The organism is Acinetobacter sp. MYb191, assembly GCF_037572605.1.
Taxonomy (GTDB): domain Bacteria; phylum Pseudomonadota; class Gammaproteobacteria; order Pseudomonadales; family Moraxellaceae; genus Acinetobacter; species Acinetobacter johnsonii.
Genome location: NZ_JBBGZP010000013.1, coordinates 147,517 through 161,773, shown reverse-complemented (window position 1 = coordinate 161,773; position 14,257 = coordinate 147,517). Strand labels below are relative to the sequence as shown.

Here is a 14,257-nt window from a genome sequence, read left to right as displayed (position 1 = left end):
TAAGTCCGAAACTATTGCTTAAACTTTTTAATGCTTTTTGAGAGGTGAGCACGCATCATTTGACGTGCCAAAAGTCCATCTTGATCTACAATCGCATTGAAAATATTGACATGATCATGGTGTACTGTTTTTAAATAATCTTCACGATTCACAGGGCTGTGTTCAATGGATTTTACTCGTGCACGCGGGATAATTTTTTCACCTAAGTATTTCAGAAAATCAACAAAATATTGATTTTCAGATGCCTCGGCAATTGCAATATGAAAGTCATAATCAGCTTTCACTGTACCGTCATTCACATCAGATGAAATATGCTTTTCAAAGTCATCCAATGCTACTTTCATTTTATCGATATGCACTTGTTTACGGCGTTCCGAAGCAAGAAATACTGCCTCTGACTCCAAACTAATCCGCAATTCCAGTAAGGCCACAATGTCATTGATGGTTTCTAAGCTGGCATTTGAAAGTAAAAAAATTTGTTCGATGGAATGTTCTTTGACAAAAGTACCAATACCATGACGGGTCTCGACATAACCGAGAGAACGTAATTCGGTAATAGCCTCTCGAATAACCGAACGACTCACTTCAAACTGTTCAATCAGTTCAAGTTCTGTCGGAATTTTTTCTCCAACCGTAAAGTCTCCGGATTGAATTTTTTCAATCAATTGCGCGACGATGATTTGGCTTAATTTTTTTGTTGATCTAGATTTAATCGCACTAGACATAATGAAAGAGACTCACCAAATATTGGAAAATTAGAGACTTAGTTTACTATAACCCGACCCAATAGTCCTATAGTAAGTTGTTTGGACTTCAATTGTTATGGGGAGTGGTGATACATCATATCAGTCTGATCCTGTCATTCAAACTAACACTGTTTATTCAAAAAAAGGAAATACATGCCTGACATGCTCGTGCACTAGATATTGAAGCCTAAAACCTTCAGTAAGATTCGGACTGTTTTGGAAATTTCGCCTCAAATTCTGCTTTTTTATAAGCCTCATAGGAGGCCTTGCTGATCATGACCGCAGACTCTCGGCCTTTTCTGGTGATTTCGACGGGATCACCCGCGACTGCTTTATCCATAATCATGGACAACAGCGCTTTGGCATTACTGCAATTAAAACTTTCCATAGAATACTGTCCTAAATAAAGCCACGCCATGATCAATCATAGCGTGGCTTTGGTTTAATCCATTGAATTAAAGTGCTGCTTTAGTCAATTCACCATTAATCAAACGATTAATTTGTAATGGATTTTCATCTTTAAGCGCTGCTGGCAATAATACTTGTGGTGTGTTTTGATAACACACTGGACGCATGAAACGTTCAATTGCACCCGTACCTACCGATGTACCACGTGCATCACTTGTTGCAGGGAATGGACCACCATGCACCATGGCATCAGACACTTCTACCCCAGTCGGGAAGCCGTTAAACAAAACACGACCTGCCTTACGGGTAAACAATGCCAACAATTGAGCTGCTGTAGCCAATTCAGCATCTTCACCAATGATGGTGGCTGTCAATTGACCTGCCAATTGTTCAAGACCTTGTAATAAGGTTGCTTCATCATCTACTGCAACAACAATCGACATTGGACCAAACACTTCGTGTTGTAATTTGGCATTACCTGCCAACAACACACTTTGGTCTGCTTGGAACAAGTTCGCAGAAGCTTGTGAAATCAACGTTGCTTTTTGACCTTGAGCAATCAGCTCAAAGCCAGCTTCGGTTTTTAACTCAGCAACACCTTGTTGATAGCTTTTTAAAGTGCCTGGATTTAACATTACTTGCGGAACAGCTTGCTGTGTATGTGCAATTAGACCTTCAACAAACTGGTCAAATTCAGGGCTTTTCACCCCTAAAATTAAACCTGGTTTGGTACAGAATTGACCACAGCCCATGTTGAATGATGCAACTGTATCTTGTGCAATTTGCACACCGCGAGTAGCCAATGCTTGAGGCATCACCACAACTGGGTTCACGCTCGACATTTCAGCAAATACAGGAATGGGTTGTGGACGGTTTTGCGCAATATTATACAGCGCCATACCACCTTCCAAAGAACCTGTGAAGCCTACAGCTTGAATCAGTGGATGTGCCACCAAATCCGCACCAATACGACCACCAAAGATCATATTGAATGTACCCGCGGGCATGCCACATTTTACGACGGCTTTTTCAATGGCTTCAGCCACCAATTCAGCCGTTGCCATATGCCCTGAGTGTGCTTTAAATACCACCGAACAGCCTGCTGCCAAAGCAGCAACGGTGTCGCCACCCGCGGTTGAAAATGCCAGTGGGAAATTACTCGCACCAAACACGGCAACAGGACCTAAACCGACTTTATACTGACGTAGGTCAACACGAGGCATCGGCTTACGATCTGGCAATGCAGGATCAATACGTGCAGCATAAAAATCACCACGACGTAACAACTGAGCAAATAAACGCAACTGACCTGTAATACGCCCTGTTTCACCTTGCAAACGCGCCAAAGGGAGACCCGTTTCTAAAGATGCAACCTCTTGTAGTGATGCACCTAAAGCTTCAATTTCAACGGCAATTTCATCTAAGAAACCTGCACGTTGTTCTTGCGAAATTTGGCTGTACAACACAAAAGCGGCTTCTGCGGCTTGAGCTGCAGCATCAACTTCTTCAATACTCGCTTGACTAAAGAGGTAGCCCGTAGGTTGATAGTCCGTTGCATTAATACTTTCAAGTGCAGGTGCATGTACTGCTACACGCTGACCCTTGATAAATTGCTTACCTATATTCAATGCCATGAATAAACTCCAATGCCTAAATTTCTAAACTTATTGCGGACCTAAAGTCGCAATTAATGCTGCTAAATCTTCGAAGTCTTTCGGCGTTAAGTCACTTAATGGTGGACGAACAGGACCCGCATCATAACCCACAATCTTCGCACCCGCTTTAATCATACTTACGCCATAACCCGCTTTACGGTCACGGATTTGGATTAACGGCAAGAAGAAATCCTTGATTAAACGATCAGTCGTTGCTGTATCGTTGGCACGAATTGCGTGGTAGAACTCCATGGCAGTTTTTGGAATGAAGTTAAACACTGCAGATGAATAGACTGGGCAACCGAGTGCTTTGTATGGTGCTGCAAATACTTCTGCAGTTGGTAAACCACCTAAGTAAGATAAACGGTCACCGACAGTTTGAGTAATCCCTGTCATCATGTCGATTTGACCAGAGCTGTCTTTGAAACCAATCAGGTTAGGACATGCTTCTGTCAATTGCTGTAATGAATCAAGATTTAAAAGAGATACGCTACGGTTATAGAAAATGACACCGAAGTCTACAGAGTTACACACTTGTTTAACGTGTTCAATCAAGCCTTCTTGGCTCGCTTCAGTTAAGTAGTGCGGCATTAAAAGAATACCTTGAGCACCTAGACGTTCAGCTTCTTGCGCTTGTGCAATCGCTTGACGAGTTGGACCACCCGCACCTGCAATAATTGGCACACTGCCCTTACAAGTATCCACCGCAGTCTTGATGACTTCAGAATATTCATTGCCAGTTAATGAGAAAAACTCACCTGTACCACCCGCAGCAAAAAGTGCACTTGCACCGTAAGGTGCTAACCACTCTAAACGCTTTGCATAGGTTGCTTTGTTGAAATCACCATTTTTGTCAAAGTCAGTTACTGGGAAAGAAAGTAAACCGTCAGAAATAATACTCTTTAACTCAATTGCTTCCATTGTAACTCTCCATAGTCATCTATAAGTTGTCTGACATCCTACAACATAAATTTTGAATATCCAATCTTTTTTCTCAAAAAGCCCAAAAAATTGCTCGATAGTTAAATAATAGGCAAAAAATCTTATACTTTTTCAACTAATTGCTGATTTAGTTCCTCTTTTAAAAAGAATAAAATATGATGTTTTATACGTATAAATAAGTTTCTCTTAGGCAAACCAACAAGTCATCATACCTCTTAATTTTTTTAAATTATTAATATTCAATAACTTAATAAAAAATCGATTAAAATCCAAAAAAAACAAATTGCAAACAATTCAAAAATAATCATAAGATGTCATACATCTTTAAAGAATTGCTTAGAGCATTTGGGAAGAAATAGTGTATTTGCTCATGATGCTAGAGTACCTATTTCGTTAAATAGACATGAAGTCACTCTAATTTGAATGCGCACAAATTAGGTTACGGATAGAAGAGTTTGTGTATGGAAAACTTACAAACGCAAAGCGCCGCTACAGTTGCAACGGCCAAACATACCAAGACCCGCTACTTAATTTTAGCGATGATCTTTATTGTCACCTCACTCAATTATGGTGATCGTGCCACCCTTTCTATGGCTGCTTCACCAATGACACAAGAGTTGGGAATTGACTCTGTGACCATGGGCTATATTTTTTCTGCATTCGCATGGGCCTATGTGATTGGTCAGATTCCTGGAGGTTGGCTACTCGATAAATACGGTGCGCGAAAAGTTTATTTTGCCAGTATTTTTTTATGGTCATTCTTCACGATTTTAATTGGTTTTTCGGATATTTTCGGCAGTACTGGCGCTGTTATCAGTGTCCTGTTTTTATTGCGCTTCCTTGTTGGCTTATCTGAAAGCCCTGCTTTTACAGGCAATAGCCAAATTGTGGCAGCATGGTTCCCCACCAAAGAACGCGGTACAGCAGCAGCCATCTTTAACTCTGCACAGTATTTTGCAACCGTAATCTTTGCTCCATTTATGGGCTGGTTAGTTGCTCAAGTTCATTGGCAATCTATTTTCTGGATTATGGGTGGTCTTGGTATTGTCGTATCATTTATTTGGCTAAAAGTGATTTATAGCCCAGTCAACCATCCAAGTATCAATCCATCAGAGCTTGAATACATCAAACAAGGTGGTGGTTTAGTCCTCATGGGGGAAGATAAAAATAATACTCAGCAAAAGAAAAAAACCTCTTTTGCCGATATTAAACAACTTCTTTCTTCACGTATGTTACTGGGGATATTCATCGCGCAGTATTGTATTAACTGCTTAACCTATTTCTTCTTAACTTGGTTCCCTGTGTACCTTGTAAAAGAACGTCATATGACTATTTTGCAGGCTGGTTTCGCTGCGGTTGCACCTGCACTCTGTGGTTTTATTGGCGGTATTTTGGGCGGTTTGGTATCAGACCGTCTTATCAAAATGAATCATTCAGTGACTTTCGCACGTAAGTTGCCAATTATTTTAGGTCTGTTCTTATCAACCAGTATTGTGATCTGTAACTATGTGGAATCACATACTGCCATCATCTTCTTTATGTCATTGGCTTTCTTCGGCAAAGGCTTTGGTTCTTTAGGTTGGGCGGTGATGTCGGACGTCGCACCAAAAGAAATGATTGGTCTATCTGGCGGTCTATTCAATACCTTTGGTAATACTGCAGGTATCGTGATTCCAATCGTGATTGGTTACATCATCAGCTCAACAGGTTCATTCAATAATGCTTTAGTCTTTGTGGGTATCCATGCCGTGATTGCACTGCTGTGTTATCTATTCATGGTTGGCAAAATCGAACGCTTCCAACTGAAAACCACTGCACCTTAATTCATCCGCTTCATGCTTTACCAGAGCTGGCTATCTTCTAGCTAACTCTGTTTGCCACTAAATACAAGGAACGATCATGCAACAAAGACCACTACTCATCAAAATTAATCCGCAAGACAACGTCGCGATCGTGGTGAACGATGGTGGTCTAGCACAGGGAACTTATGTTGAAGCACAAGACATCACTTTGGTTGAAGCTGTGCCTCAAGGACATAAAGTCTTATTAACAACATTGAAAGAAAATGATCCGATTGTGCGCTACGGTGAAATTATTGGATATGCAAATAAAGCGTTAAACGCAGGCTCATGGGTCAATGAAGCCGTTACACTGATGCCTGAAGCACCGACCTTAGACTCTTTAGAACTCGCAACTCGTCCTGCACCAGTACTTGAACCGCTCACTGGTTACACTTTTAAAGGTTATAAAAACAAAGATGGCTCTGTTGGAACCAAAAACTTATTGGCAATTACCACCAGCGTGAACTGCGTTGAAGGGATTGTCGATCATGTGGTTAAAATCGTAGAACGTGAATTACTGCATAAATATCCAAATGTCGATGGTATTGTCGGACTCAACCATTTATATGGCTGTGGTGTCGCGATTGATGCACCTGCGGCGATTGTGCCGATTCGTACCATTCATAACTTAGCGCTGAATCCAAACTTTGGTGGCGAAGTAATGGTGGTCAGCTTAGGCTGTGAAAAAATGCAACCTGAACGCTTGCTGAATATTCCTGCTGAAAACAAACGTATTCCTGTTGAAGATCAAGATATCATTCAACTGCAAGATGAACGTCATAATGGCTTTCAGAGTATGGTTGACCACATTTTGGCGGTGGCGGAACACCATTTAGAAAAACTCAATCAACGTCAACGTGAAGAAGTGTCTGCATCACATTTGGTGGTGGGCATGCAATGTGGTGGCAGTGATGCGTTCTCAGGTGTGACCTCTAACCCTGCTGTAGGCTTTGCTTCTGACCTCATTGTCCGTTGCGGCGGTACAGTGATGTTCTCAGAAGTGACTGAAGTACGTGACGGTATTCATTTATTGACCCCTCGTGCTGAAAATGAGCAAGTTGCAAAAGACCTCATTCGTGAAATGCAATGGTATGATGACTACCTTGCCGCAGGTAAAGTAGACCGCAGTGCCAATACCACCCCAGGCAACAAAAAAGGTGGTTTAAATAACATTGTGGAAAAAGCCATGGGATCGATTGCCAAGTCTGGCAGTTCCGCAATTGTTGAAGTCTTGGCACCGGGGCAAAAACCAACCAAGAAAGGGCTGATTTTTGCTGCAACGCCATCTAGCGACTTTATTTGTGGTACACAACAAATGGCGTCTGGTATTACTGTACAAGTCTTTACCACAGGTCGTGGTACACCTTACGGTTTAGCCGCAGTTCCTGTGATTAAAATGGCGAGCCGCAACACCATTGCCAACCGTTGGTATGACCTGATTGATATTAGCGCGGGTGATATCGCGATTGGTAAACGCAGCATTGAACAAGTGGGTTGGGAATTATTTGAACTCATTTTACAAGTTGCAAGCGGTGAAAAGAAAACTTGGTCAGATCACTGGGGAATTCATAATTCACTTGCAGTCTTTAACCCTGCCCCTGTGACCTAAACTTTATAAGCTAAGTAGAGGAGTCGGCTGATTCTTCTATTTACCTGTTTATGTACTCGGAAACACAATCTTATGATGCAAAACACATCATCGCCGTCAACGGCTGTGAGTAAAGCACTGCTCTGTTTAATGACTTCAGCCTTGCTGTTTTCGATTATGGGCGTGTGCATTCGTTTTGCATCTGAAACGGTAGATAATCCGACAGTGGTCTTTTTTAGGAATGCTGTCGGATTATTTATTTTTATTCCTATGCTGTTTAAGCAGGGTTTAAGCTTTATTAAAACCGATAAATTGTGGATGCATACTTGGCGCAGTATCGTCGGTTTAGCTGCAATGTATGGTTTTTTCTATGCCATTGCACATCTAAAACTGTCCAATGCGATGGTGTTTAGTTACTCCTCACCGATTTTTATTCCACTGATTGCATACTTCTTTCTCAAAGAAAAAATAAGTCTCGGCATGATTATCGCGGCAGTTGTCGGTTTAATTGGGGTACTGTTGGTGGCAAAACCTGATCAAGGGATGTTTAATGCGTTGTCTGTGATTGGTCTAGGTGCTTGTTTCTTATCTGCAATGGCCTTTGTCACTGTACGTGCGCTGACCAGTACCGAGCCACCCGAACGAATTGTTTTCTATTTTTGTATTTTTGGCACGCTCATTTCATCTATTCCGATGTTTTGGCACTGGCGTATCTTCACACTCAAAGAATTGGCCTTACTGATTACCGCTGGGCTCTTAGCCAACATCAGCCAGTTGTTTATGTCTTATGCCTATAGTTTAGCCCCTGCTGGGCAAATTGGGCCGATGAATTATATTGCGATTGTATTTGCAGGGATTTGGGGCTTTATTTTTTGGCATGAGATTCCCGACATGTTCAGTATTCTCGGTATCTCTATCATCTTAATCGCAATTTTGGCGTGTAATCCCATGATTACGAATAAAGTTAGGCATCTTTTGAAGTTTTAAGTTACCCGAAATCGATTATTAAAAAGTTGAGCTTTTTACTATGTGCGGTTTGCTGCATCGAAACGTAACCCCACGCCTGCAATGGTAAAAATATATTTTGGAGTGACCGCAGAATCTCCAATTTTGCTGCGGAGTTTTTTCACCAAGATTCGAAGATAATGGGTATCTTCTTCATGGCTAATGCCCCATAACTCCGTCATAATTTGTTTTTGTGTGACGATCTTACCTTGATGGCGAATCAAGAGTGCTAACAGTTGAAATTCTTTTTTGCTGAGCACAATTTCTTCATGGGCTAATTTCACCACATGCTCAGCCACATCCACAGATAATTGACCATCATCAAATACAATGTTTTGTTCAGACTGTTGTGGTTTATTGCGAAACATCACCCGAATACGCGCACATAACTCCTGAATGCTAAACGGTTTAGTGACATAATCATTTGCGCCTGCATCCAGCAATTTAATTTTTTGATTTTCATCAGGGCGTGCAGATAACACAATCACAGGAATATCTGACCACTGTCTCATCTCGGTCAACACCTGCTGTCCTTCCATATCAGGTAAACCCAAATCTAAAATCAGTAAATCCGCACCCCGTGTTGCCAAAATTTCTAAGCCTTTCATGCCATTTTCAGCAACATGCACCTGATAGCCTTGCGCACGTAAAGCAATGTCTAAAAATTTTCGAATTTGAGGTTCATCATCAATAATTAAAATTGATGCATTCGGATAGATTGTTTGCGGCATAAAAGATCGTTTAACCCTGATATAACGGTAATCGTATGCGAATTAAAGTACCTTGACCATCTGTTCCAGCAAAAGCTTCGATACTGCCCATATGAGCGCCAATAATGGCTTTGACAATCACCAGCCCTAAACCTGTTCCTGTTTTCCCTCGATCGCCACGCTGCATGGTATAGAACATATCAAAAATTTGTTCACGCTCATGCTCAGGAATGCCAACCCCTTGATCCATAATATCAATTTGCAAAAATTGTTCTTGTTGCTGAATCTTTATTTCAATCGGAAGATTCTCTGGTGAGAACTTGGCTGCATTTTCCAAGACATTAAAAATGGCTTGTTCAATCAAAGCAGGATGCACATATAATTGCGGAAGTTCTTCCGCCAAAGCAACTTCGATTTTTACCTCAGGCTGATAGCGTTTAAGCCGTTGCGTTGCCGAGCCAATCAGTTCATCCACACCGATCCAAGCACGACTCAAAGTCAAACCCTGATGACCTAAACGAGTCATGTCCAACAGGTTTTGAATATAGCGATCCAGTCGTTCGCCCTCGATATGAATGGTGTCTAATAATTCATGGCGATCGCTTTCAGGCATCTGTTCACCATAATATTTGAGCGTATCTGCCGAACCAATCATCGCGGCTAAGGGTGAACGTAAATCATGCGATACCGAAGAAAGCAAGGCGGAGCGGAGCTTTTCCGTTTCGGCCACTACTCTAGAATTTTCTAATTGTAAAGACAGTTGTACCCGAGCAACAGTTTGCGCAATATCCTCAATCATCAACTCAGTTAAACGTTGTAATTCAAAACTGATGGTTTGAGCATTTTGATGAAAGCGAATTGCAATCACGCCATATTCTTTCACTAAATTCAGCGGAATGAACCACCAATCAGAATTGGTCAACGTATTGGTAAAACGTCCACAGGGTTTTGCATTCTTCTGCGTCCAATCTGCGGCAATTTGATCTTTTTCATTTAAGACGGATGGATCACCTAAAGACTGATTTTCAACTTTTAACCAAACCGTGGCATTTAATGAAGTTTCCAAATGTTGTTTGGCGACATTTAACACCTGTTCAATATCTACACAGATCGATAGCTTGCGCTCTAATTCCTGTAACTGTAACGACACTGAATTTGCAGCACGTAGGCTAAGCACCTGAGCGCGTAATTGGTTGGCCAAACGCCCAACCAGTAAGGCTGAAACAATGAACGTGATAATGGTAATCACGCCACGTTCAGCGTTAATCATAAAGGTAAAGCGAGGTTCAATAAAAAGGTAGTTGTAGAGTAAAAAACAGACGAATACGCTAATAATCGTGATCAACATGCGTGCGCGTATCGCAACAAGCAATACAGTCACAATAAAAATTAAAGCTAAATCACTATACCCAATAAAATGATCACTGATTGCAGCCACAATCAATCCTAGCAATACAATGATAATACTTTCAAACACTTCACGTTGATTAAACGCCAAGCCTTGTTCCAGCCAAGATGAATAAGCCACATCTGTCTGCAAACGCTTTTCATTATTTTTGGCTTTTAAAGGCTGAACAAAGGTGATTTCAAAAGGATGCTGTTTCTCTAACAGTTGATCGGCAATATGATCTGAAAATAGGCGCTGCCATAGCGATTTTTGAGGGCTTTTGCCGAGTAAAATATTAGATGCACCATAATCATAAGCCGCTTGTAAAATGGTCGATGCAATATGATTGCTATACAGCAAATAGGTATCTCCACCGAGCTTACGCGCTAGATTAAAGGCTTTAGTCACTGCAAAGGCTTGGGTCGTTTCAACCTTACTTTTTTGAATCGAAATGACGCTCCACATTGCATTGCGCCTTTCTGCAATCCGATGCGCACGGCGTACCAAATCTTCAGAAAATTCAGAACCATCTATTGCCAACATGACGTGATTTTGAATCGGGATAATCTGCCCTTGTGCAACAAATTTTTCTCGATAATCAATATCGACCTGCCCTGCAACAGTTTGAATTGCCAGATCACGTAACGCTGTCAAATTCGCAGCTTTAAAAAAACCTTGTAATGCATGGGGGGCAACATCGGCGAAATAAATCTTGCCATGATTCATTCGTTCTAATAATTCAGGAACAGGTAAATCAACCAGTCGAATATCTTTTAAACGTTTAAGTAATGCATCGGGGACAGTTTCAGTGACCCGAATCCCCGTAATTTGAAAAACCACATCATTCAGACTTTCCAAATGCTGAATATTTAAGGTGCTATAGACATCAATGCCTGCATCCAACAACTCATTGACATCTTGCCAACGATATTCATGCCGACTATTGGGTACATTGCGATGGGCAAGTTCATCAACAAGCACAATTTGAGGCTTTAATTTAAGAATTTGGTCGAGATCCATCTCGTCCAACATTCGCCCCTGATATTCCACAGGCTTCCTTGGAATAACATTCAGCCCTTGAATCAAACGTTCGGTATCAGATCGACCGTGAGTTTCTACGACCCCGACCACCACATGCTGCCCTTGTTGCATCAATTCATGCGCTCGGGTCAGCATGGCATAGGTTTTCCCCACCCCAGGTGCTGCACCCAAGAAAATGGTCAAACGTCCAGATTGTTCACGTTGACTATGTGCCAACCATGCATCTGCTTTGTTATTACGGTCGATCTGCATAATTACGCTCTATCAACGTGTGGTCGATGACAATTGATCTAAGGCTAAATTTAGCTGTAGCACATTGACCCGCGCTTGCCCATAGATGCCGAATTGTGCAGGCTGAATTTGTTGTTGTACCAAATCACGCACTCGCTGCTCAGGTAAATGATGTTGCTGTGCCACGCGTTTCACCTGTAATAAAGCACTTTCAGGTGAAATATCTGGGTCAATCCCGCTTCCTGAAGCAGTCACCATCTCATTCGGCACGTGTTGCTCAGTAATATGATTATTCTGGGCAAATTGCACTGTTCGCTCTTTAATTTGTTTTTGCAAATCAGGATTAGAGATTGCCAAATTACTGCCTGCCATACCATCGACATTGTAACTTACCGCACTTGGTCGTCCATGAAAATATTGTTCACTAACAAAGTTTTGTCCTACCAAGTTTGAACCAATAATTTTACCATTCAGTTCAATGACACTACCATTGGCTTGTTTGGGAAAGATCAACTGCGCAATGGAGACACTTGCTGTAGCGTACAACATGCCTGCAATGAAAAAACCAACCACGATCAAACCAAGACTCGGACGTAGGACTGAATGTACTAGATTCGATAATTGCGGATTCTGTTGATTCAATTGCTCATGCTTCAATAAAGTATTCATTTCCAACTCCTAAATCCACAAGGACACAACAAGATCAATCAGCTTGATCACAATAAACGGAAAGATCACCCCACCTACACCGTAAATCAGCATATTGCGGCGTAACAATTGCAGCGCACTGGCAGGTTTGAATTGAACACCTTTGAGTGCCAATGGAATCAACATTGGAATAATCAAGGCATTAAAGATTAAAGCGGAAATCACCGCGCTACTTGGGCTACTAAGCTGTAAAATATTCAGTACCCCAAGCTCAGGAATCGCCACTGCGAATAATGCAGGTAAAATCACAAAGTATTTAGATACATCATTTGCCAAAGAAAAAGTGGTTAATGCTCCACGAGTAATCAATTGCTGCTTACCAATTTCGACTACATCCAGCAATTTGGTTGGATCAGAATCCAAATCCACCATATTGCCTGCTTCTTTGGCTGCTTGAGTACCTGAGTTCATGGCTAAACCAATATCTGCCTGTGCCAAGGCGGGTGCATCATTGGTACCATCACCCACCATTGCGACCAATTTTCCTGCTGCTTGCTCATGACGAATACACGCCAATTTATCCTCAGGTCTCGCTTCCGCAATATAGTCATCTACCCCTGCTTCAGCCGCAATCGCAGCCGCAGTTAGAGGATTGTCTCCCGTGACCATAATGGTTTTGATGCCCATTTCACGTAGCAGTGCAAAGCGTTCTTTAATACCCTGTTTAATCACATCTGAAAGTTCAATCACACCTAAAATATTGTGATTCGAAGCTACTACGAGTGGTGTCGCACCTTTAGAAGCCACTTGCTCGACACGAGTTTTAAGCTCAATGTTGTCTTTGATTTCTTGATGGGTAAATTTAAGAATGGCATCGACTGCACCCTTGCGAATCGTTTGTCCAGTTGCTAGATTTACTCCTGAAAGACGAGTTGAGGCACTAAATTGAATGAACTCAGCATCTTTCGGCTCTTGAATGCTTTCGCCTAATTCCTTCCCAAGGCTGATGACTGACTTCCCTTCAGGCGTTGGATCGGCAAAAGAGGTCAGCATCGCTGCTTGGCGTAACTCACTTGGTGTCACACCTGCCAATGGATAAAAAGCAGTAGCCTGGCGATCTCCATAGGTGATCGTGCCTGTTTTATCCAAGAGCAACACATCAATATCACCCGCAACTTCAACCGCTTTACCTGATTTGGCTAAGACATTGGCTTTTAAAGCACGGTTCATCCCTGCAATCCCAATCGCAGGCAGCAAGCCGCCAATCGTAGTTGGAATCAAACACACCAATAGGGAAATCAGCAAAACCATACTGATTTTGATCCCAACCATTGAACCAATCACAGGTAAAGTCAGCACAACTACAATAAAGGTGATGGTCATAATATTGAGTAAAATACTCAATGCGATCTCATTCGGTGTCTTTTGACGGTTGGCACCTTCAACCAAGGCAATCATACGATCTAAGAAGCTATGCCCTGCCTCATTACTGACTCGAATAATAATTTCATCAGACAAAACCTTAGTGCCGCCAATCACACCAGAACGATCGGTATTGGCTTCACGCAGTACGGGTGCAGATTCACCTGTAACGGCTGATTCATTGATGGTCGCAAAACCCTGAATAATCTCACCATCCGCAGGAACAATTTCACCAGCTTTAACGATGACTAAATCATCCTTTTTCAGTAAATTTGCAGAAATCACTGTCGGTACGGCATTTAAATCGAGGATACGATTTGCAGTTAAATTTTCACGCGCCTGACGTAAAGATGCAGCTTGTCCACGACCTTTGGCTTCTGCAACCGCTTCGGCATAATTGGCGAATAAGACCGTGACCAATAAAATTAAACTCAGGACTAAACCAAAACCTAAGCTAGTACTTCCCATCAACGTCGCAGTAATGGTTAAAATTGTTCCGACCCAGACACATGCCATCACTGGATTTTTAAAAGCGTGTTGAGGCAGCAATTTATGGAAAGTTTGCTGAATAATTTCTTTATTCAAAATATCCATCTGTTGTGTCGCATTTGAATGTTTCATTGTGCTTGCTCC

At 41.9% G+C, this 14,257-nt stretch carries 11 protein-coding genes; 3 read left to right on the top strand and 8 right to left on the bottom strand.

Annotated features, from left to right (window positions below; genetic code table 11):
* Positions 1–11: 11 nt before the first annotated feature.
* The 4 genes from WH214_RS07710 to kdgD all read right to left on the bottom strand — a co-directional run bounded on the left by WH214_RS07710 (position 12) and on the right by kdgD (position 3,730).
* Positions 12–725 (bottom strand): FadR/GntR family transcriptional regulator, encoded by a 714-nt coding sequence (locus WH214_RS07710; protein ID WP_339421555.1) that lies wholly within the window; start codon positions 723–725, stop codon positions 12–14.
* Between the two features lie 217 nt (positions 726–942).
* Complete coding sequence (locus WH214_RS07705) at positions 943–1,134, bottom strand: type II toxin-antitoxin system Phd/YefM family antitoxin (RefSeq protein WP_004981514.1); 192 nt, start codon at positions 1,132–1,134, stop codon at positions 943–945.
* A 67-nt stretch (positions 1,135–1,201) separates the two neighbouring features.
* Positions 1,202–2,788, bottom strand: coding sequence for an aldehyde dehydrogenase (NADP(+)) (locus tag WH214_RS07700; protein WP_339421556.1), 1,587 nt, complete (start codon positions 2,786–2,788; stop codon positions 1,202–1,204).
* Between the two features lie 30 nt (positions 2,789–2,818).
* Positions 2,819–3,730 (bottom strand): 5-dehydro-4-deoxyglucarate dehydratase, encoded by a 912-nt coding sequence (gene kdgD / locus WH214_RS07695; protein ID WP_259234315.1) that lies wholly within the window; start codon positions 3,728–3,730, stop codon positions 2,819–2,821.
* A gap of 482 nt (positions 3,731–4,212) precedes the next feature.
* Between kdgD and WH214_RS07690 the strand changes: the two genes are divergently transcribed.
* From WH214_RS07690 to WH214_RS07680, 3 genes are all read left to right on the top strand, one after another.
* Positions 4,213–5,574, top strand: coding sequence for an MFS transporter (locus WH214_RS07690; protein ID WP_339993141.1), 1,362 nt, complete (start codon positions 4,213–4,215; stop codon positions 5,572–5,574).
* A 76-nt stretch (positions 5,575–5,650) separates the two neighbouring features.
* Entirely contained in the window at positions 5,651–7,201 is a 1,551-nt protein-coding gene (garD, locus tag WH214_RS07685; RefSeq protein WP_062035297.1) for a galactarate dehydratase, read from the top strand.
* A 75-nt stretch (positions 7,202–7,276) separates the two neighbouring features.
* Positions 7,277–8,167, top strand: coding sequence for a DMT family transporter (locus WH214_RS07680; protein WP_339422945.1), 891 nt, complete (start codon positions 7,277–7,279; stop codon positions 8,165–8,167).
* A gap of 38 nt (positions 8,168–8,205) precedes the next feature.
* Here the strand turns inward: WH214_RS07680 and WH214_RS07675 are convergent, their stop codons facing one another.
* The 4 genes from WH214_RS07675 to kdpB are packed head-to-tail and all read right to left on the bottom strand — an operon-like array spanning position 8,206 to position 14,245.
* Positions 8,206–8,916 carry a response regulator transcription factor gene (locus WH214_RS07675; RefSeq protein WP_339421557.1) on the bottom strand — a complete coding sequence of 237 codons (711 nt, stop codon included), beginning with the start codon at positions 8,914–8,916 and terminating at the stop codon, positions 8,206–8,208.
* Positions 8,917–8,926: 10 nt separating this feature from the next.
* Positions 8,927–11,575 (bottom strand): sensor histidine kinase KdpD, encoded by a 2,649-nt coding sequence (locus WH214_RS07670; RefSeq protein WP_339421558.1) that lies wholly within the window; start codon positions 11,573–11,575, stop codon positions 8,927–8,929.
* Positions 11,576–11,587: 12 nt separating this feature from the next.
* Positions 11,588–12,223: a potassium-transporting ATPase subunit KdpC gene (gene kdpC / locus WH214_RS07665; RefSeq protein WP_339421559.1), complete on the bottom strand. Its 636-nt coding sequence runs from the start codon at positions 12,221–12,223 to the stop codon at positions 11,588–11,590.
* A gap of 9 nt (positions 12,224–12,232) precedes the next feature.
* Positions 12,233–14,245, bottom strand: a complete 2,013-nt coding sequence (kdpB, locus tag WH214_RS07660; RefSeq protein WP_339421560.1) for a potassium-transporting ATPase subunit KdpB — start codon at positions 14,243–14,245, stop codon at positions 12,233–12,235.
* Between the last annotated feature and the right edge of the window lie 12 nt (positions 14,246–14,257).

Bases quoted from the DNA above. Each gene is read 5' to 3' on its own strand.
- kdgD (WP_259234315.1), bottom strand. From the start codon at position 3,730: ATGGAAGCAATTGAGTTAAAGAGTATTATTTCTGACGGTTTACTTTCT.
- kdpB (WP_339421560.1), bottom strand. From the start codon at position 14,245: ATGAAACATTCAAATGCGACACAACAGATGGATATTTTGAATAAAGAA.
- WH214_RS07705 (WP_004981514.1), bottom strand. From the start codon at position 1,134: ATGGAAAGTTTTAATTGCAGTAATGCCAAAGCGCTGTTGTCCATGATT.
- WH214_RS07680 (WP_339422945.1), top strand. From the start codon at position 7,277: ATGCAAAACACATCATCGCCGTCAACGGCTGTGAGTAAAGCACTGCTC.
- WH214_RS07700 (WP_339421556.1), bottom strand. From the start codon at position 2,788: ATGGCATTGAATATAGGTAAGCAATTTATCAAGGGTCAGCGTGTAGCA.
- kdpC (WP_339421559.1), bottom strand. From the start codon at position 12,223: ATGAATACTTTATTGAAGCATGAGCAATTGAATCAACAGAATCCGCAA.
- WH214_RS07670 (WP_339421558.1), bottom strand. From the start codon at position 11,575: ATGCAGATCGACCGTAATAACAAAGCAGATGCATGGTTGGCACATAGT.
- WH214_RS07675 (WP_339421557.1), bottom strand. From the start codon at position 8,916: ATGCCGCAAACAATCTATCCGAATGCATCAATTTTAATTATTGATGAT.
- WH214_RS07710 (WP_339421555.1), bottom strand. From the start codon at position 725: ATGTCTAGTGCGATTAAATCTAGATCAACAAAAAAATTAAGCCAAATC.
- WH214_RS07690 (WP_339993141.1), top strand. From the start codon at position 4,213: ATGGAAAACTTACAAACGCAAAGCGCCGCTACAGTTGCAACGGCCAAA.
- garD (WP_062035297.1), top strand. From the start codon at position 5,651: ATGCAACAAAGACCACTACTCATCAAAATTAATCCGCAAGACAACGTC.